This window comes from Williamsia sp. SKLECPSW1, from assembly GCF_054332755.1.
In genome coordinates this window covers 1,458,027-1,475,279 of record NZ_JBTGLI010000001.1, presented here as the reverse complement: position 1 = coordinate 1,475,279, position 17,253 = coordinate 1,458,027, and the positions used below count along the sequence as shown (strand labels likewise).

Here is a 17,253-nt window from a genome sequence, read left to right as displayed (position 1 = left end):
CGGGTCTCGGGTCGCTGCCGGTCAGCCCCAGCCGTGCTCGTGCAGCCAGGCGTCGCTGATGCCGAAGTGGTGGGCGATCTCGTGCACGACGGTGATCGCGACCTCGTCGACGACCTCGTCGCGGTCGGAGCACATGGTCAGCAAGGGATCCCGGTAGATGGTGATGGTGTCGGGCACGGCGAATCCGTAGGAACTGTCCCGGCGGGTGAGGGCGATGCCCTCGTACAACCCCAGCAGCCCCGGCTCGTCGGGGTGGTGCGGTTCGACCAGGACGACGACGTTGCTCATCGCGTCGGTCAGTTCCGACGGGATCGCGTCGAGCGCGTCGCCGACGAGACCCTCGAACTCCTCGTCCGACATCGACACAGGCATGACCGCAGACCTCGACCCGTCACCCGATGGGTGCGGGGACCTCGGTCGGGTTCGGGGCGATGCCCTGCGGCAGCGGCACCGGCGTCGGGTTCAGACGGCCCGGCGGCTCCGCCGGGGGTGGGGTCGGCACCTTGCCGTTGATCAGGAGGTTGCTCTTGGCGCTGCCGACGAGGGTGGCGAAGCCGCCGTCGTCCGGCAGGGCGACGTAGCAGACCACCGCCCGGCTGCCCGCGTCCCAACTGGCCTTCGACAGCGTCGACCACTGCACGTTCAGGGTGCTGTCGGTGAACTTCTGCCTGCCGCCGAGGTAGGTGTCGGTGAGGCCGGGGCAGGTGCTCTGCAGGAACTGGTTCTGGGTCGCGACGTCCGGCCACGGCCGACCGCTGCCGGCCGCACCGAACCGGGCACCCAGGTCGACCACAGCGGTCACCTCGAAGGAGTGCTGTTCCGCGCAGGGCACCGGGTCGGTGGGCTGCCGGGTCTGCAGATCGATCCCGACGCAGGTCCCCGCCGGCCACTGCAGCGACTGGTCCTGATCGGCGACACGGCCGAGGAACCCGACCAACGCCCCGGTCGAGTCGGTGAGCTGCAGTCCGCAGCGCAGCGTCCGCTCGCCCGCATCCCATTGACGTTTCGACGGGAACAGCATCCCGATCGAGAACCGGCCGTCGGGGTCGTATCGACCCTGCAGGTAGGAGTTCACCTGGGCCGGGCACAACGCGGCACGCAAGGCCCCGAACTGCGCGGTGGTCGGCCACGGCGCGTCGTCGCCGAACGCAGACGCGGTCGGCGCGACGGACGACGACGGCCCAGCGGAGGAGGGGGCACTGGACGAGGTGCTCGACGGCGGGACCGTCGACGACGGTGACGGGGTGCGCGCCGGGGAGGATGGCGCCGCGCTCGACGGTGCCACCGACGACGGGGCAGTGGCCTGCGCGGCCGCGAACTGCGCGACCGTGATGGTGGAGGCGTCCACGACACCCGCCACCTCGAAGTAGTGCTCGCCGCCGCAGCCGATCGCAGTCGGACGCCCCGGGTCGTTCTTCGGCCAGGTCAGACAGGTGCCGGGTGTCGATCGGTTGAAGGCGTTCTGCGACGGTCCGCGCTCCTGGTCGCCGATCTGAGACGAGGCGATGGTGCCGCCGTCGGAGAAACCCCCGACCGCGGCGACGATGGCCGCGGCGGCCAGCGCCCCGAGCACGACGGCACCCAGAACCGTTCGCAACGGGTGCGATCGGAGCCAGCCCAGTCCGCGCGGTGGCGTTCTCTCCGCGGCCATGGTGTCGCCGGGCTGCGGGTCGGTCGCGACCGGCTCGGTCGGCTCGGCGTCGGTCGACGTGTCGGGGCTCTCGGTCGTCGCGTCCGCCGCGTCGTCGTGGGGGATCGGACGAGTCTCGTCGTCATCGTTCTCGGTGGACATCGCGCACCATCATGCCCGCTGCCGACGGCGACCCGGGCAGCATCGCCCGCGTCAGGGGCGGGCCGGCATCGACACGAGCTCGTCGGCCAACCTGCCGTCCGGGCGGGTCTCCGTCGCGAGCAGCCGAGTGTCGAGTTCGATCCTGCCCGTGGACGGCGGGATGACGGTGCCTGACGGTTCGTCCGCCGGGCGGGCAGGGCCACAACACCGGTGACGCAGATCACGGGTGTCGCGCGTGCAATCAGCGCATGCATGCCCGACTACACCTGCGCAACGGATCCGGCCCATGAGGGGCCGGACGAACGACACAGAAGGAGTCACACGATGAGCTTCGTGGACAAGGCCAAGGACGCTGCCGGCGACGCGATCGACAAGGCGAAGAACGCCGCGGAGGACGCCGCGGGCAAGGCCAAGGAGGCCATCGGCGACGCCACCGACAACAAGGACCTCAAGGCCGAGGGCCAGAAGGACCAGGGCACCGCCGGCGTGAAGAAGGCCGGACAGAACATCAAGGACGCCCTGAGCTGACGCTCACGGCAGTGCGGCCGGGCGCGACCCGCGCGGTACCGCCGCCCGGCCGCACCGCCACCCCCAGAACATCTTTCGAGGAGACACAGTCATGACCGACATCATCACCCCCACCACCTCGCACTCCACCGACCGACCGGCCGCCCGTCGCAAGGGCAGCGTGCCCGCCACGCTGGCGGCCGTCGTCCTCGTGGTGATCGTCGCCGCCGTCGTGACCTTCGTCCTGCAGAACACCGAGCGGCTGCGCCTGTCGTTCATCGCATGGGACTTCGACATCAACGTCGGCTACGCGATGCTCGGCGCCGTGGCAGTCGGCATCGTCGTCACCCTCGTGCTGACCGCAGCCCTCAAGCTGCGCTCCGCGGTCAAGTGATCGGCTGAGACGACACCGTGACGACGCTCTCCGACACCCGACTCCTCGGCATCCTGTACCGGGCGACGGGCATCATCTCGCCCGTCCTCGACGCCCTCGCCGACAGTGACCCCTTCGCCGGCGCGACCGAGGAGCAGGACCGGGGGGCGTCGTCGTCGGCCGCCGTCGCCATCCAGGACGTCGACGACCACGTCGACCGAGGGGTCGTGGACACGGCGATCGATGCCGCCGCGTCGTCGCTGTCGTGGGCGACCGACGCCGCTGGGGCGCCGGGTTCCGAGAAGTGGCAGGCGATGAGCGTCGCCGAACGCGACGACTGGTGGGTGACCCGCGTCGGGTCGGTCACGAACGTTCTCGTCGCCTACCCCGGGGTCTTCGGTGCCCTGGCCGACCGGTTGCCTCTCCAGGACGTCCTGGGCTTCACCCAACAGACGTTCGTGCTCTGCGCGATCGCCCGCGTCCACGGGGTGGACGATCGCCGTGAGCAGGCCCGCATGATCGCCGAGGTGCTGTGCGGGCGCACCATCGACGACTCCGTCGCCCAGATCGACGTGACGACCCTGGAGAAGAACGTCCCCGACGGGCCCCCGGACACCACCGAGCAGCAGGGCCGACCGTGGTCCGCGCGCGAGGTGGTCCGGCGTGTGTGGACCACCGCGAAGCTGCTGCGCGCCGTGGTCGGGGAGATCAAGCACCGCCCGTCGCCCTCGAAGTTGTGGCGGACCTTGTCGATGGTGCCCGTCGTCGGCGCTGCCGCCGACTACGTCGGTGAGCGGTCCGCGTTGAAGCACGCCGCCGAGGCGGCCGCGCAGTGGTTGGACTCCGGCGCCTGACCTGTCCGCCGGGTGGCACCGCGAACGGCGCGACGTGTCCCAGCTCTCGCGCGTCCCATCAGTAAGGTGTGCGGCGTGATCGACCTGAAACTCCTGCGTGACGACCCCGACCTGGTCCGTGACTCGCAGCGCAAGCGCGGTGAGGATCCCTCCCTGGTCGACACCCTGCTCTCCGCGGACGAGAAGCGGCGCGCTGCCATCGTCGAGGCGGATTCGCTGCGGTCGGAGCAGAAGGCGCTCGGCAGGCGGGTCGGCAAGGCCGCGCCGGAGGAGAAGCAGGCCCTGCTCGACGAGGGCAAGCTGCTCGCCGACCGCGTGAAGACCGCCGTCGCGGCGCAGTCGGAGTCCGAGGCCGCGGTCACCGCCGCGCACCGTGCGATCGGCAACGTCGTCGCACCGGAGGCGCCCGCCGGCGGTGAGGACGACTACGTGGTGCTCGAACACGTCGGAACCCCGACCGAGATCGACAGCCCCCGTGACCACCTCGAGATCGGTGAGGCCCTCGGCCTGATCGACATGGAGCGCGGCGCCAAGGTCTCCGGTTCGCGGTTCTACTTCCTCACCGGCAACGGCGCGCTGCTGCAGCTCGCCCTGCTGCAACTCGCGACACGACTCGCCGTCGCCAACGGTTTCACGATGATGATCCCGCCGGTGCTGGTTCGCCCGGATGTCATGGAGGGCACCGGATTCCTCGGTGCCCACGCCGACGAGATCTACCACCTCGACGACGACGACCTCTACCTCGTCGGCACCTCCGAGGTCCCGATGGCCGGCTATCACATGAACGAGATCATCGACCTCGGCGACGGGCCCAAGCGGTACGCGGGGTGGTCGAGCTGCTTCCGTCGGGAGGCGGGCAGCTACGGCAAGGACACCCGCGGCATCATCCGGGTCCACCAGTTCGACAAGGTCGAGGGCTTCGTCTACTGCCGACCGGAGGACGCCGAGGCCGAGCACCAGCGTCTGCTCGGGTGGCAGAAGGAGATGCTCGCCGCGATCGACGTGCCCTATCGCGTCATCGACACCGCCGCGGGGGACCTCGGATCGTCGGCGGCCCGCAAGTTCGACTGCGAGGCATGGGTTCCCACTCAGGGCACCTACCGCGAGCTGACGTCGACGTCGAACTGCACCACGTTCCAGGCCCGTCGGCTCTCGGTGCGCTACCGCGACGAGAACGGCAAGCCGCAGACCGCCGCCACCCTCAACGGGACGCTCGCGACGACGCGGTGGATCGTCGCGATCCTGGAGAACCACCAACAGCCCGACGGTTCCGTGCGTCTGCCGCAGGCGCTCGCCGACCTCGTCGGGACACAGGTCCTCACGCCGCGCTGAGCGCGTTCTCCGTCGTCGCGGTCGGCGGTGCTGACATGATCGCCCGATGATGATCGCCGGGATCCTCGCGGCCCTCTTCGCGAGCGTCGCCTACGGGGTGTCGTCGGTACTGCAGGCGTTCGGCGCCCGCCGATCCCACGACGACGCCGTCGCGCGCGGCGAGACGGGCCTGGCCACCGCCACCGGCGGGCCCACCCTGCGCTCGACGGTCGCGGCCATGCTGACGGTCTTCTTCATCGTCGGCACCGTGCTCGACGTCCTCGGGTTCGTCGGCGGCGCAGTGTCCGCCCGCCTCACCCCGCTGTTCCTGTCGCAGACCATCATCAGCGCCAACCTCGTCATCACCGCGATCCTCGGGATCGTGGTGCTGAAGATCCGGCTGCACATGCGGGACTGGATCGCGATCGCCACGGTGATCGCGGCCCTGTGTGCCCTGGGGGTGTCGGCGAAGGAGAACCCCCGCCAGACGGAGAGCCTGCTGTTCCACTGGGTGGTACTCGGTGCGACCGTCGGACTGGTCCTGGTGTCGGTGGCCGTCGTCCGGTGGCTCGGTTCGCGGGCGGCGATCGCCGCCGGTCTGGCCGCGGGCGCGCTCTTCGGTGCCGTCGCGATCGCGGTGCGCATCCTGGACGGCCTCGACCCGTTCTCGCTGTCGGCGCTCTTCTCCGATCCCGCGCTGTATGCGCTCGCGATCGCCGGCGGAGGTGGGTTCTATCTGCACACCGTCGCACTGCAGTTGGGGTCGGTGAACGGTGCGACCGCCGCCCTGGTCGTCGGTGAGACGGTGGTGCCTGGGGTGATCGGCGTGATGTTCCTGGGCGACCAGACCGTTCGGGGGCTCGCCTGGCTCGCGGTGCTCGGATTCATCGCCGCGGTGGTCGGTGCGGTGACCGTCGCGTGGTCGGGCGCCGTGGAGGCGTCGGCCGAGGCCGAGAGGTCCGAATCCACGACCGCATGACCGCGGTCAGGGGCCCGGTCGTCGCCGCCCCGCGTCTCGCGTCGCGCTCGGCGTCTCCCCGATCACTTCGCGGTAGCGACGCGTGAAGTGTGCCTGATCGGCGAAGCCGAGATCGGCCGCGAGCGCAGTCAGATCGGTCGAGGGTTCGAGGAAGAGGCGCGTCGCCGCGGTCTGCATCCGACGGCACTCGATGAGCTGCTTGGGCGTGAACCCGGTGTGCCGTCGCACGGTCCGTTCGACGGTGCGCGCGGACGCGTGCACCGCGTCGGCGAGGGCGGCCGCGGCGGTGATGTCCTTCCGGGTCTCGGCGACGAGAGCCGCGGCGTTCGCGAGCAGACCCGCGTCGTCGACGCGATCGGCCAGTGGCGTCACCCACTCCAGCAGGATGCGTGCGATCGTGTCCCGATCGGATCCGGCGGCCATCGCCGCGACGAGCTCCTCCGACGGAGCGCCGACGAACGGGACGTCGGCGGCCACGAGGGCGTCGCTGTGCAGTGGGGTGAGCAGCGGTGTGGCCGCGGGCCGGAACAGTACGCCCACAGCCCATCCGACGCCCTGCAGCGTGCGTTCGGAGACGCGGGGGACGGGTCCGTACAGGCCGGTGTGGTGATCGCCCTCGACCTGCGGGCCGGCCTCGACGACGACGTTGAGCGCGGGGTAGTTGAGGATGCGCTGTGTGAGGCGGTCCGCCACGTCCCACCGGACGACCCACACGTTGCGGATCAGCTCCGGCAGCCCGAGATCGAACCGATCGAAGACGACCTGGGGTGACCCCGGGTTCAGATGCCCCCGGGACTGCACGGCGTGGCGGATCTCCGGCGGGCCCATCGTCGGATCAGTCTGTCGCAGAAGTTCAAGACCCACCAGCGTCCGGCGACGACGATCACCCCATGACCACTTCGCAGAGCACCGCACCCGCCACCGGCGACCACACCACCGCAGGTCGGCCGCACGTCTACTCGTCGCTGACGCCGTTCATCGTCGTCTCCCCGGCACGTGATGCCATCGCGTTCTACCGCTCGGTGTTCGACGCCGAGGTCGCCGGCGTCACCGAGTTCGGCGACACCATCGCGCACGCCGAACTGCAGTTCCCGGTCGGGCGGTTGCAACTCGGTGAGCCCAGCGAGGACTACGACCTCGCCCGGCTGACCCCCGGCGCGCCTGCGGTCTACTCGCTCGCGATCTACGTGACCGATGTCGACGCGGTCGTCGACCGCGCGACGGCACACGGCGCCACCGTGCGCGAGAAGGCGATGACCTTCGTCTCCGGTGACCGGTTCGCCTCGATCCTCGACCCGTTCGGCGTCCGCTGGTCGGTGATGACGCGCGTCGAGGACCTCTCTCCGGAGGAGAGCGACCGCCGCGTCGCCGACTGGGCCGCAGCTCAGGGATGAGAGAGGACGGGCAGAGCAGGGGGTGGGGACCGATCGCACGAGTGTGATTGCGGTCACAGTGAGGGTTCGTTGTGGCGTCCCCCGACTTACATTGCGGGTGCGCATCTGTGCGGGGATGGGGATCCACCGACACGGCGAGGCTTGACATGAGAACGACCCGCACCACCCCGGCCGACGTGGACGCGGTCGTCATTCCCGCCGAAGTGCAGAGTTCGCCTCTCTCGCGACGTGTCTCACGCGTCGTGGTCGCGGTGACCGCGGCTGTCGCGTGCCTCGTGATCGGTGCCCCTCAGGCACACGCGGCTCCACTGCCGGTGTCCTACAGCTTCTTCGCCGGCATCGGACCCGCCTTGGCTCACCCGTATGGCTCACTCCCGGGGTCCAACGACTATCGCTGCCGCCCGACGGCGCAGCATCCGCGCCCGGTCGTGCTCGTCCACGGCACCGGTGGGTCTGCGCAGACCAACTGGGGCACATACGTTCCACTGCTGAAGAACAACGGTTACTGCGTGTTCGCTCTCACCTATGGCGCGATTCCGGGCGCCCCTGCCCCGCTGAACCAGGTCGGCGGGATGGGGCGGATCGAGGCGAGCGCCCACGAACTCGGAGTGTTCGTCGACGGGGTTCTGCGTGCCACCGGTGCGACGAAGGTCGACATCGTCGGTCACTCCCAGGGCACCCTCATGCCGGACTGGTACGCCAAATTCCTCGGCGGTGCCCGGTTCATCGACAAGTACGTGTCGCTGGCGCCGTTGTGGCGGGGGACCGGTGGGGATGTCGCGGCGGCGATCAACCCCGTCGTCCGGCGCCTCGGCATCGACGAGACCGCCGTCCCGATCTGCGCAGCCTGCGGTCAGATGACCACGGGATCCCGACTCCTCGCGCACCTCGATGCCGGTGGGAGCCCGTATGTCGCGGGCATCAGCTACACCAACATCTCCACCACCGGAGACGAACTCGTCCTCCCGTACACCTCGGGTCAGGTACGCGGGCGCGCCGGTGACAGGGTCACCAACATCGTCGTGCAACGCGGCTGCGCACAGGACCACTCCGATCACCTTGCGGTCGCTGCATCCCGGCGCGCAGCCACTCTCGTCCTCAACGCGCTCGACCCGGAGTCTCCACGACCCGTGCCCTGTGACCCGGTCCTGCCCATCGTCGGCTGACATGGTTCCCGCGCGCTCGGTCCGACGCCTGGGATCGGTTCAGCGATGAACGGTGCCACCAAGACGCCGTTGCACCGGTGGCTCTTTCGGCCGAGGAGGTTCCGGTTGCTGATCGGTCTCTACCCGCCGCTGTTGGGCGCGGGAGTGCGGGTGTCGAGGATCGCCGACGACTGGACGTCGGGATCGGTCGCCGTGACGGTGTACCCCTGGACGGCGAACCTGCACGGTGCCGCGTTCGGCGGTGCCCTGTTCAGTGCCACCGACATCCTTTACGGGATGATGTTGGCGGCTCAGTTGGGGCGGGAATTCGAGGTGTGGACCAAGTCTGCGACCATCGACTTCCGCGCACCAGGGCGCGGATCCCTCGCTCTGGACGTGGTGGTGACATCGGCTGAGGCGCAGGCCATCAGAGACCGCGCCGAGCGCCACGGTGTCTGCGACATCGACCACCACGTCACCATCCGCGACAGTCACGGGACCGTGGTCGCGGAGGCGACCCACACACTTCGGGTGCGACTGAGGAAGACCGAACCCTCCGTCGGCCCACCGACGACCGCTGGTCGACCATGAGACCTCCTACAACGGCGGCCGCCCCGACGGTTCGGCGGGGCGACCGAGAACCAGCTGGAGAACGTTCTCGACGTGCTCGGCCCCGTGTACTCGTAGCTCGATGGGGGACCGCGGTACGCAGACAGTGCGCGTGGTGATCCCGAGGCTGTCAGCGGCGGCCGCGAGGACACGCGCCGCCGCCAGGGTTGGACACCGCGTCGTCAGGATCGGCTCGGGGGCGACGTGGAGGGTCCCTGCGACGAGCATCGCGCCACGCCAGATCGCCACGAGTTCGGGGTGTGTCAACGGCTGCAGATCTCGTCGCGGAGTCGTGCGTGCCCAACCGAGGTAGGCCACGTCGGCGGCGGCACGACGCAAGTCGCCGGTGTTGTCGATGAATCGCACGACCGAGGCTTCCCGACACGACCCCGTTCCGGCGTCGCGCACCACCTCGGGGTGGTGGCCGCACACGGCGACCGAGTCCCGGACGATGCGTCGGAGAACGGGATCCCGGTACACGGTCACTGCGATGACGCGCATCCCGGCCACGCACTCGTCCGTCCCGGCGATCTGCACCGAGGTCGCGAGCTGGACGGCACGCGCCGACGTCGTCGCTGCTTCGACCGCAGCCAGTTGGTCGGCCACCACCTCATCGGGTGACATCTCGTTGCGGCCCGCCGTCCGCTCGAGTGTGAGCATCAGCGAGTCGGTGCGATCGGCGCCGTGGCCGAGGCTTCCTGACGGCGCGGGTGAGCAGCGGGTGGATGCACTCGCTCTACCGGACATCGTGAGGCGATGAACCGTGTCGGCGTGCGGTGCGGGTGCACGCCAGACAGATGTAGCGGCCCTCATCGACGCGGCCGACGATGTCGCCGACGGTGATGACGGATTCGCAGTAGTCGCACAAGGAGGTGAACTGCGCAGTCCGGTGCTTCCGCAGCACCGCGATCGGCGCCGCCGAGTCGGTCCGCTCGTGGTTCATGAGCTGTGGGGTTGGTCGGCGAGGTAGGAGTCGATCACCGGTTGCGGCACGCGGCCACGGTCGGGGACCGCGATCCCGCGTTCGCGGGCCCAGGCACGCACGGAAGCCGCACTGCCACGGGGAGGATCGGTGACCGGGCGGGCGACGCCACGCCGACCGCTCACCCTGCGGGACGCCGCCAACAACTCGCAGACCGTCACGGGGTGGTGGTCGTCCTCGATCGCGGCGAGATGGGCGGTACGAGTGTCGAACTCGTAGTCCACTCCACGCCACGACCAGGCCACGGTAGTGGCCTCGGCGGCGGGAATCTCGCTGCCGGTGAGGTCATCGACGACAACGGTGTTCACTACTTGTGCCATACAGGGGCCCCCAGCACAGTGCTCGCGGTCGGGTCCCATCCCCGCTCGACACTGTACCGAACGCGTGCACGACACGGAGGTCTGCCGAACACATCTCAGGGCTGTCGTGGGGGCATGGTGAGCTTCGCGACGGTCGGTGCGAGCGCACGGGGTGATTCGCGGCCGGAGTCGTGAACACCCGCCCTGGTGTGGTTGTGGTCACTTTTCGTGCGAGGCGGTGGAGGACCGTCTACCGTGCCGTTTGCACGCCTGTGCGGGGATGGGGATCCACCGACACACGAGGCATGACATGAATTCCATCCGAGTGGCCGTTGCGACCGTCGCCGTCGTGGGCGTTTCTGCGCTCACCGCGTTGAGCGCGGCATCGGCCGCGGCCGGCCCGAACATGAAGCCGGGCAATTCGTTTGCTGATCGGTCGGTGACGCGCACGACTGGTGACGGGTGGCGGGTGACCGCGACGAAAGCGCGGGAGTCTGTGCGGTCGGTGCCGCCGCTCAACCAGTCCCTTTGGACGCGTGAGGGTTTCGTGTCACTACGCGCGGCCGGGTCGATCGCGGGTGCGGGTAGGTCGCCGGTGACCGAGGGGACGGTGACCGGTGGGTTCCAGGTCGGGTGCAACACCGATGTGACCTCTGGTGCGACGGTCGGGATCGCGGGTGGGCCGAATGCGACGTTGAATGTGTCGTATCCGCCGGCGTTGGGGATCGGGGCGTCGGTGCAGCCGTCGATCTCGAGTGTGTTGCGGCCGGGCACGATCGCTGACGTGTCATTGGGGACGAAGAAGCTGGCCGCGGCCAGTGGGGCGATCACCGCGACCGATGTCCACATCAAGGTCGACGGCTGCTTGGGGCCGGTGGTGCTGCGTTCGTATGTCACGGTTGCGATCTCGACTTCGAACAACGACGACACCGTCAACGTCTACGGCCAACCCCACCACCTCTGAGCCCCTCGAGGACCCACCCGATGATGAGCACTCCGACGGCGTCTCGCACTGCTGCCAACCCAGCGTCCCCAGCCGACTCCGCCGCTACCTCAGGCACTTCGCTGCAGTCATGGTTGAGGTGGTGGCGGTGGATCTCCTTCGCACTGGGCTGCGCACTGCTGGTGGGGTGCGCGTGGGCGTTGAGTAGCCGGCTGCAGCAGTGGTCCCATGATTACGGGTCGATGTTGGTGTTCCTGGTCTTCTTTCTGATCATGTCGATTGCGGGGCGGTGGTTCTGGGCCGGGATCGACGCTGCCCTCGGTGTGGTGATCCGAGGCAGCAGCCGGTGAGCGGTCCCTACCGTCACGCGCCGACCTACCCGGGAGCGGGTGATGCGGGGCGCGGTGCGCGGTCACCGGTGACACCGCTGCTGCGAGCAGCGGCGATCGTGCTGGTGGTGTTCACCGGGGCACTCGCTGTGGCGTGGCTTGCAACAGCACCGGCACGATCAGATGCCCTGTGTGATGCGATGAAGGCCCGCTTCGGGCCCGGTTACCCGTGCCTGAACGTTCCCACGAACACCTTCACCCCCACCGCCCCGACGGCGCCGACCACGTCTGGAGGTACCGGTTCCTCCGGTGGCGGGCCGCAGGCCGGATCCAACATCGGTCCCGGTCCCGGTGAGGGCAACGGCACCCCCATCGTCCCCGTCCCCGGACAGGGGCAGCAGACCCCCACCACCGCACCGCTCCCCGACACGAACGACACTGCGACCCAGGCCGCGCCGGGCCCCACCGCATCGCCGACGGTCCCTCCACGGCCGTCCGCGACACCGGCGCCGTCCAGCACACCGTCGACGGCGCCACCGGCACCGACCACTGCGACCCAGGGCGAGACCGACACTCCCGCGCCTGCCCCGCAGCAAGCCGCGACAACCGGTAATGGTGGCACCACCGGTGCGGGTACTCAGACCGCACTGTGGCTCCTCGCCGGCGCTGCCGCGCTGGTCGCGGGCGCCTCGAGCACCCGCACCCGTACCGGCGGGTACCGGTCACTCGCGGCAGCGAACGGGTACCCGAGTGTGGGTGCGGCGCTGCGGTCCTGGCTTGCGCGTGGCGGTTCGGAGCGGGTCACGATCGGCTCATCGCAGTTCACCCTCCTCAACGCCACCCCCGCGGGCGCGGTTGTCCACCCGCGACCGCCGCAATACGTCGTTCCCCCCGGTGCCACCGCACCAGTCGTCCAATACCACGGGCCCGACACCAGCAACTCCGCTGCCACCACCGAGGGCGGCGGTAGCGGACCCGACACCTCCGGCGGTGGCCAATCCGGCGGCGCAGGCACCACCTACAACGACACCCCCACCGACAGCGGCACCTACGGCGGCGGAACCGGAACAGGCACCACCGGAGGCGGATCCACCGGCACCGGAACCAGTGGGCCATCCAACAGCAGCACTAGCCCAACCTCCCAGACCCCACCACCCCAAACCGCACCCACCACACCCCCGTCCAGCGGCGACGACCCCGTTCGCGCACAGACAGTGGGCTTCCTCACCGACATCCTCAAACCCATCATCGGCTCCGCGGAAGCCGCCGCCGCACTCGCATTCGCCCTCTACCAGTTGGGCCTGCTCGCCGAGAAGTACGGCACCGAATGGCTACGCCAACACCCCCTGGACACCCACGGCCTCCTCGCCTCCCAACTCCCCGCCTGGGTCATCGCCCGCATCGGCGACCTCGACAAAGCCATCACCCGCTTCTTCTCAGACAACAAAGAAGAACCACGCGTCTACAAACGACACGACAAACACAACAAATCCATGCCCACCCAAGGTCCCCACGGATCAGAAATGGACCTACCTGACGACGAAGCCCAACGTGTGCTCGACCGCGCCGTCGGCAGCGATAAAAAGGGAAAGAAGCTGTGGGGCGCCAAGGACGGTAAGGTATACGAGTTCGTGCCCGACAATACCGGCGGATGGCACGGCTACATTCAGGAAGATCCAAAGACAAATGTGCCAGCGAATGTCAAGGAGAAACTTCTCAACTCCGGGCAGATCACGAAAAAGCAAAGAAAGGAGTGGAGGGGGCAATGACCGACGCGCACCACGTTGGCGTCCTGCGCGTTGAGCTACGCGGCGCTCGCCACGACAACGATCCTCTTCCCGATTGGTACGACGGCCTCACGCTCGTCTTCTACTCCGCTGACGGCACCGAGCACATCCTGCTCCAGGAAGCGCTCGAACTGGACCCGTTACTCGAATGGCTGGACGAGAACGAGCACTACATCCGCAACGAGCAACCATATGTTCCGCAAAGGCCGGGTGAAACAATCTCACAAACGCGCCACCGCGTCGGCGCGAACAAACTCCTCGGCGAAGACCATGACTTCGACGACCTATTCCGCCTTGTGGAGGAAGCCAACTGGAGCTACCACAGCCACCACTACATCAACCTGGGGTTCAACGTGGGAACCGACGACCTCCCCAAAATCTACATCGGCCCAGGCTTGGACGGCGTAGAAGTATGCAACTACATCGAGAACGACAACGACACCGCGTGGCGCTACCTGTTCGACGTCGACGACTTCTTCGCCACACTCCCACGCGAAAAATCGACACCTGATCAGAGCAAGGCCTGACCCCCTCGCACAGGCGCAGGGCATAGGGGACCCCGCCCAAGGAGTGCAAACAGAGACAGGCGCATAGTGCGGCAGTTGAAACCGCGGCTCCGGGAGCGCCCACCTCTTCGCGTAGCCGTTGCTCTCGTGAACCGCCCCGGAGTGTCTGGAGAGTTCATTTCTTGAAGGGATGATGATTCTCATGGCACGTCCGTCGAGGTATCCGCCGGAGTTGCGGGAGCGCGCTGTGCGCATGGTGCTCGAGTCGCGTGGCGACTACGGCAGTGAGTATGAGGCCATTCGGTCGATCCCGGCGAAGTTGGCGATCACCACACCGGAGACGTTGCGTAAGTGGGTGCGTCAGGCCGAGGTCGACGGTGGTGCCCGCCCGGGTCGTACGAGCGAGGAGATCGCCGAGATCCGGGCGTTGAAGAAGGAAGTGGCCGAGTTGCGTCGGTCCAACGAGATCCTCAAGAGCGCGTCGGCTTTCTTCGCGGCGGAGCTCGACCGCCCACATCGGTACTGACCGAGTTCGTGCAGACCCAATGGTTCGGGGTCGAGCCGATCTGCCGGCTGCTCACCGAGCACGGCCTGCCGATCGCCCCGAGCACCTTCTACGACCAACTCTCACGCCGGGAGTCACGCCGCACCGTGCGGGACCGCGAGCTGGTGACGATCATCGAGGCCGAACGGGCCCGCCAGAAACTGCTCTCCCGCTACGGTGCGCGCAAGATGTGGCTGCATCTTCGGCGCCGCGGCCATGACGTCGCCCGCTGCACCGTGGAAAGGATCTACGCCGAGCAAGGATGGTGTGGAGCGCTGCGCCAGTCCCGAAGGCGTACCACCGTGCCGGAAAAGAGTCATTGCCGTGCAACCGATCTGGTTGACCGGCAGTTCCACGCGCCCGCACCGAATCGATTGTGGGTCGCTGACTTCACCTACGTCGCGACGTGGTCGGGAACGGTCTACGTGGCGTTCGTGTTCGAAGTGTTCTCGCGGCGGATCGTGGGCTGGCGGGCCGCAACGACGATGAACACCGCGCTGGTCCTGGACTGCCTCGAGCACGCGGTGTGGACCCGCCGGCGCGACGGGGTCACTGACCTGGCTGGGCTGGTCCATCACACCGACGCCGGATCGCAGTACACCTCGTTCGCCTTCACCCAACGCCTGCTCGACGCCGGGGTCGACGCCTCGGTCGGATCGGTCGGCGACGCCTACGAGGACGCGTTGGCCGAGTCACAGATCGGGATCTACAAGAGCGAGCTGATCCGCCCCGAGGGGCCCTGGCGCAGCGTCGAGCACGTCGAGATCGAAACCCTGAACTGGGTCGACTGGTTCAACACTGAACGACCCCACAGCGCGATCGACGATCTATCACCGGTAACCGTCGAGAACATTCACTACGCTGCCCACCACAGGCTCACGCCGATCGGCTGAGCCAAACCACCGAGCCTCCGGACACTCCGGGGCGGTTCACAGTGTTTCGTCACACGATCGGGTGGACCTGGTTCACAACTGCCCGGACCCCAGCTGTCTCGGGGTGGCGCCGAACACGCACGGCCGTTTACTATCTGGAATGCACAGATGTGCGGGGATGGGGATCCACCGACACATGCAGCAGGAGCACCACATGCGCACGATCCGCATCATGGCCGCGACGGCGGCCACCGCCCTCACAGTGGGCGGAATTGTCGCCGGGGCGGGCACGGCCGGCGCCGTCGACATCACCCCCTACAACCAGGGCCGCAGCACCGCGGTCATCCTGACCCACGCCGAGACTGTCACCGCCGCCCAGGTCGGCGCCGGCAACGTCATCAACGCAGTGCTCGGCAACGACCGCTGGGGCGTCACCCTCGAATCCGGTTCCCGCTACGAGAAGGGCGACTACTACCGCCCCGACAAGCGACAACAGTGGAACAACGTCACCGGCCAGCAGGTGATCGCCGAAGCTGCCGCACACCCCGGTGGCCGCGTCGCGCTGGGCATCACACCCAGCAGCCCGAGTTACCCCCTGTGGGTGCAACAGGTTTGGTGACCCCCGGAGGCATCCGCTCGCAGGGCGGCACGTCACCGGTCCCGGCGCTGATCCACGGCGCCACCGCCAACGTCGCCCTGCTCGCGGTCCTCGTCGCGATCCTCAGCGGCGCCACGCATGCGACCGTCGTCGTGCTCATCGGCGTGCTGTGCGTCGCAGGGGGTCTGGCCTACCGGGCCACTCGGCGACACCTCCGCCGGGACTCCGCATGACCGCACTCTCCGACACCCACGACAGCGGCGCCCCGCGCCGATCCCAAGGAGCTCGAACGATGGACTGGACACCGCACGTTGGAGAGGACGTCGTCGTGCTCGTCGACGACGATGAATCGCCCGGCCGGATAGTGGAGGACTTCGGCGAGCTTCCCGACGTGCCGGCCGACACCGATGTCGCAGCCCCGCGACGGTGGGCGATCACCACCGCCGACGGGGGACTGGTGTTCGCCGACACCGCGGACCTGCGTCAGCCATGAGGAGTATCCCCGCGGCCCCGCGAACACCCGACTGAGGTGCGCTGGAAAGTCCGCGTGTGCCCACCCCACGGCGACCCGGTCCAGACCGGAGGGATGGCAGGCGGAATCTGCACCGCACGCGCCCACGCCGCAGCCGCGGCTGCAGCGATGTCCGCGCACGCCGCAGGTCAGGGCGCGCCGGTCATGATCACTGTCTGGATCGGTGAGCGAGCCACGACATTCGCCGCGCCACCCGCCGAGAACTGCGACGTTCACTGCGTGCTCGGCCACCTCACAGGGCATGTGGACTGTAGCCCGTGACACCGTCGTATCCGGACGATCTGGACAGACTGATCGCGCAGCGCCGCAACCGATTTCGCGCTTCGCAACGCGACACAGAGATCCGGCCCGCCGTCTCGGCGACCGGGCCGCAAGACATGGCTGAGGGGCGGCGGTCGGAATAGCGACCGGCAGCGCGGGGTTGTCCCGGTGACTGACCGCCGAGCGTAGGACGCGTGACGCTCTCGACCGGATCGAGGCCACCCAGTGCCACTTGTCCACATACACGTCATCGAGAATCGCCGAGATGCCGACGCGGTGCGACGGCTCGCGGATGTCGTGCAGTCGGCGATGCTCGACGTGTTCGCCGCGCCGCCACGCGACCGCTATCAGCTGATCACCGAGCACAAGCCGGGGCACATCATCGTCGAGGACACCGGCCTCGGGTACACGCGGACAGACGATCTCGTTCTCATCCAGGTCGTTCAGCAGGGACGGGACGAGGACCAGAAGAAGGACTTGTACGCGACGTTGGCGCGGCGACTGCACGACGAGTGCGGGCTCTCCGGCGACGACCTCATCGTGTCGCTGGTCGGGAACACGCCTGCCGACTGGTCCTTCGGACGTGGTGTGGCCCAGTTCCTCACCGGCGACCTGTAGCGAGTCGCACGCCGTCGG

The 17,253-nt window shown here is 68.5% G+C and carries 21 protein-coding genes and 1 other annotated feature; of the genes, 16 read left to right on the top strand and 5 right to left on the bottom strand.

The genetic code is table 11. The features are described 5' to 3' along the window. Window positions 1–21: 21 nt before the first annotated feature. Together ACXVUM_RS06595 and ACXVUM_RS06590 are read right to left on the bottom strand one after the other, a co-directional pair. Window positions 22–372 (bottom strand): metallopeptidase family protein, encoded by a 351-nt coding sequence (locus tag ACXVUM_RS06595; protein ID WP_458521034.1) that lies wholly within the window; start codon window positions 370–372, stop codon window positions 22–24. A 19-nt stretch (window positions 373–391) separates the two neighbouring features. Then, window positions 392–1,792 (bottom strand): septum formation family protein, encoded by a 1,401-nt coding sequence (locus ACXVUM_RS06590; RefSeq protein WP_458521033.1) that lies wholly within the window; start codon window positions 1,790–1,792, stop codon window positions 392–394. Between the two features lie 324 nt (window positions 1,793–2,116). Between ACXVUM_RS06590 and ACXVUM_RS06585 the strand changes: the two genes are divergently transcribed. The 5 genes from ACXVUM_RS06585 to ACXVUM_RS06565 all read left to right on the top strand — a co-directional run bounded on the left by ACXVUM_RS06585 (window position 2,117) and on the right by ACXVUM_RS06565 (window position 5,816). After that, the gene (locus ACXVUM_RS06585; RefSeq protein ID WP_458521032.1) at window positions 2,117–2,320 is read left to right on the top strand and encodes a CsbD family protein; all 204 of its coding nucleotides are present in this window, start codon (window positions 2,117–2,119) and stop codon (window positions 2,318–2,320) included. Window positions 2,321–2,411: 91 nt separating this feature from the next. Beyond that, window positions 2,412–2,693: a DUF1049 domain-containing protein gene (locus ACXVUM_RS06580; protein WP_458521031.1), complete on the top strand. Its 282-nt coding sequence runs from the start codon at window positions 2,412–2,414 to the stop codon at window positions 2,691–2,693. Between the two features lie 17 nt (window positions 2,694–2,710). Then, on the top strand, window positions 2,711–3,526 hold the full coding sequence (locus ACXVUM_RS06575) for a hypothetical protein (RefSeq protein ID WP_458521030.1): 816 nt from the start codon (window positions 2,711–2,713) through the stop codon (window positions 3,524–3,526). A gap of 75 nt (window positions 3,527–3,601) precedes the next feature. Then, window positions 3,602–4,858: a serine--tRNA ligase gene (serS, locus tag ACXVUM_RS06570; RefSeq protein WP_458521029.1), complete on the top strand. Its 1,257-nt coding sequence runs from the start codon at window positions 3,602–3,604 to the stop codon at window positions 4,856–4,858. A 46-nt stretch (window positions 4,859–4,904) separates the two neighbouring features. Then, window positions 4,905–5,816: a hypothetical protein gene (locus ACXVUM_RS06565; protein WP_458521028.1), complete on the top strand. Its 912-nt coding sequence runs from the start codon at window positions 4,905–4,907 to the stop codon at window positions 5,814–5,816. Window positions 5,817–5,822: 6 nt separating this feature from the next. On the opposite strand, the gene ACXVUM_RS06560 is transcribed toward ACXVUM_RS06565, so the two are convergent. Continuing rightward, the gene (locus ACXVUM_RS06560; protein WP_458521027.1) at window positions 5,823–6,644 is read right to left on the bottom strand and encodes a helix-turn-helix domain-containing protein; all 822 of its coding nucleotides are present in this window, start codon (window positions 6,642–6,644) and stop codon (window positions 5,823–5,825) included. A gap of 62 nt (window positions 6,645–6,706) precedes the next feature. On the opposite strand from ACXVUM_RS06560, the gene ACXVUM_RS06555 reads away from it, so the two are divergent. The 3 genes from ACXVUM_RS06555 to ACXVUM_RS06545 all read left to right on the top strand — a co-directional run bounded on the left by ACXVUM_RS06555 (window position 6,707) and on the right by ACXVUM_RS06545 (window position 8,946). Beyond that, on the top strand, window positions 6,707–7,210 hold the full coding sequence (locus tag ACXVUM_RS06555) for a VOC family protein (RefSeq protein ID WP_458521026.1): 504 nt from the start codon (window positions 6,707–6,709) through the stop codon (window positions 7,208–7,210). Between the two features lie 146 nt (window positions 7,211–7,356). Further along, window positions 7,357–8,376: an esterase/lipase family protein gene (locus tag ACXVUM_RS06550; protein WP_458521025.1), complete on the top strand. Its 1,020-nt coding sequence runs from the start codon at window positions 7,357–7,359 to the stop codon at window positions 8,374–8,376. Between the two features lie 105 nt (window positions 8,377–8,481). Then, the gene (locus ACXVUM_RS06545) at window positions 8,482–8,946 is read left to right on the top strand and encodes a PaaI family thioesterase (protein WP_458521024.1); all 465 of its coding nucleotides are present in this window, start codon (window positions 8,482–8,484) and stop codon (window positions 8,944–8,946) included. Between the two features lie 6 nt (window positions 8,947–8,952). Here the strand turns inward: ACXVUM_RS06545 and ACXVUM_RS06540 are convergent, their stop codons facing one another. Continuing rightward, window positions 8,953–9,624 (bottom strand): hypothetical protein, encoded by a 672-nt coding sequence (locus ACXVUM_RS06540; RefSeq protein ID WP_458521023.1) that lies wholly within the window; start codon window positions 9,622–9,624, stop codon window positions 8,953–8,955. 279 nt (window positions 9,625–9,903) lie between these two features. After that, window positions 9,904–10,254: a histone-like nucleoid-structuring protein Lsr2 gene (locus tag ACXVUM_RS06535; protein ID WP_458521022.1), complete on the bottom strand. Its 351-nt coding sequence runs from the start codon at window positions 10,252–10,254 to the stop codon at window positions 9,904–9,906. A gap of 271 nt (window positions 10,255–10,525) precedes the next feature. Here ACXVUM_RS06535 and ACXVUM_RS06530 point away from each other — a divergent pair, with 271 nt between their 5' ends. The 8 genes from ACXVUM_RS06530 (at window position 10,526) to ACXVUM_RS06495 (ending at window position 17,235) form a co-directional block, all read left to right on the top strand. Then, a complete protein-coding gene (locus ACXVUM_RS06530) occupies window positions 10,526–11,209 on the top strand; it encodes an MspA family porin (protein ID WP_458522803.1) in 684 nt (227 codons plus the stop codon). A gap of 397 nt (window positions 11,210–11,606) precedes the next feature. Next, window positions 11,607–13,286, top strand: a complete 1,680-nt coding sequence (locus ACXVUM_RS06525; protein WP_458521021.1) for a hypothetical protein — start codon at window positions 11,607–11,609, stop codon at window positions 13,284–13,286. After that, a complete protein-coding gene (locus tag ACXVUM_RS06520) occupies window positions 13,283–13,831 on the top strand; it encodes a hypothetical protein (protein ID WP_458521020.1) in 549 nt (182 codons plus the stop codon). Before ACXVUM_RS06525 ends, ACXVUM_RS06520 begins: the two co-directional genes overlap by 4 nt. 181 nt (window positions 13,832–14,012) lie before the next feature. Further along, window positions 14,013–15,247 (top strand): IS3 family transposase gene (locus ACXVUM_RS06515; RefSeq protein WP_458521019.1). Its coding sequence is split into 2 segments (ribosomal slippage): window positions 14,013–14,295 and window positions 14,295–15,247, totalling 1,236 coding nucleotides; the frame shifts between segments, so codons are not numbered across the junction. Then, window positions 14,294–14,416 (top strand) — a sequence feature (AL1L pseudoknot). Its footprint overlaps the gene before it by 123 nt. Window positions 15,248–15,440: 193 nt before the next feature. After that, window positions 15,441–15,845 carry a hypothetical protein gene (locus ACXVUM_RS06510; RefSeq protein WP_458521018.1) on the top strand — a complete coding sequence of 135 codons (405 nt, stop codon included), beginning with the start codon at window positions 15,441–15,443 and terminating at the stop codon, window positions 15,843–15,845. Next, window positions 15,842–16,057 carry a hypothetical protein gene (locus ACXVUM_RS06505; RefSeq protein WP_458521017.1) on the top strand — a complete coding sequence of 72 codons (216 nt, stop codon included), beginning with the start codon at window positions 15,842–15,844 and terminating at the stop codon, window positions 16,055–16,057. Before ACXVUM_RS06510 ends, ACXVUM_RS06505 begins: the two co-directional genes overlap by 4 nt. Before the next feature lie 59 nt (window positions 16,058–16,116). Beyond that, the gene (locus tag ACXVUM_RS06500; protein WP_458521016.1) at window positions 16,117–16,317 is read left to right on the top strand and encodes a hypothetical protein; all 201 of its coding nucleotides are present in this window, start codon (window positions 16,117–16,119) and stop codon (window positions 16,315–16,317) included. A 525-nt stretch (window positions 16,318–16,842) separates the two neighbouring features. After that, a complete protein-coding gene (locus ACXVUM_RS06495; RefSeq protein ID WP_458521015.1) occupies window positions 16,843–17,235 on the top strand; it encodes a tautomerase family protein in 393 nt (130 codons plus the stop codon). The last annotated feature ends 18 nt before the right edge of the window (window positions 17,236–17,253 follow it).

Bases quoted from the DNA above. Each gene is read 5' to 3' on its own strand.
- ACXVUM_RS06500 (WP_458521016.1), top strand. From the start codon at position 16,117: ATGGACTGGACACCGCACGTTGGAGAGGACGTCGTCGTGCTCGTCGAC.
- ACXVUM_RS06565 (WP_458521028.1), top strand. From the start codon at position 4,905: ATGATGATCGCCGGGATCCTCGCGGCCCTCTTCGCGAGCGTCGCCTAC.
- ACXVUM_RS06580 (WP_458521031.1), top strand. From the start codon at position 2,412: ATGACCGACATCATCACCCCCACCACCTCGCACTCCACCGACCGACCG.
- ACXVUM_RS06555 (WP_458521026.1), top strand. From the start codon at position 6,707: ATGACCACTTCGCAGAGCACCGCACCCGCCACCGGCGACCACACCACC.
- ACXVUM_RS06550 (WP_458521025.1), top strand. From the start codon at position 7,357: ATGAGAACGACCCGCACCACCCCGGCCGACGTGGACGCGGTCGTCATT.
- ACXVUM_RS06520 (WP_458521020.1), top strand. From the start codon at position 13,283: ATGACCGACGCGCACCACGTTGGCGTCCTGCGCGTTGAGCTACGCGGC.
- ACXVUM_RS06530 (WP_458522803.1), top strand. From the start codon at position 10,526: ATGGGGATCCACCGACACACGAGGCATGACATGAATTCCATCCGAGTG.
- ACXVUM_RS06585 (WP_458521032.1), top strand. From the start codon at position 2,117: ATGAGCTTCGTGGACAAGGCCAAGGACGCTGCCGGCGACGCGATCGAC.
- ACXVUM_RS06595 (WP_458521034.1), bottom strand. From the start codon at position 372: ATGCCTGTGTCGATGTCGGACGAGGAGTTCGAGGGTCTCGTCGGCGAC.
- ACXVUM_RS06540 (WP_458521023.1), bottom strand. From the start codon at position 9,624: ATGCTCACACTCGAGCGGACGGCGGGCCGCAACGAGATGTCACCCGAT.
- ACXVUM_RS06510 (WP_458521018.1), top strand. From the start codon at position 15,441: ATGCGCACGATCCGCATCATGGCCGCGACGGCGGCCACCGCCCTCACA.
- ACXVUM_RS06560 (WP_458521027.1), bottom strand. From the start codon at position 6,644: ATGGGCCCGCCGGAGATCCGCCACGCCGTGCAGTCCCGGGGGCATCTG.
- ACXVUM_RS06590 (WP_458521033.1), bottom strand. From the start codon at position 1,792: ATGTCCACCGAGAACGATGACGACGAGACTCGTCCGATCCCCCACGAC.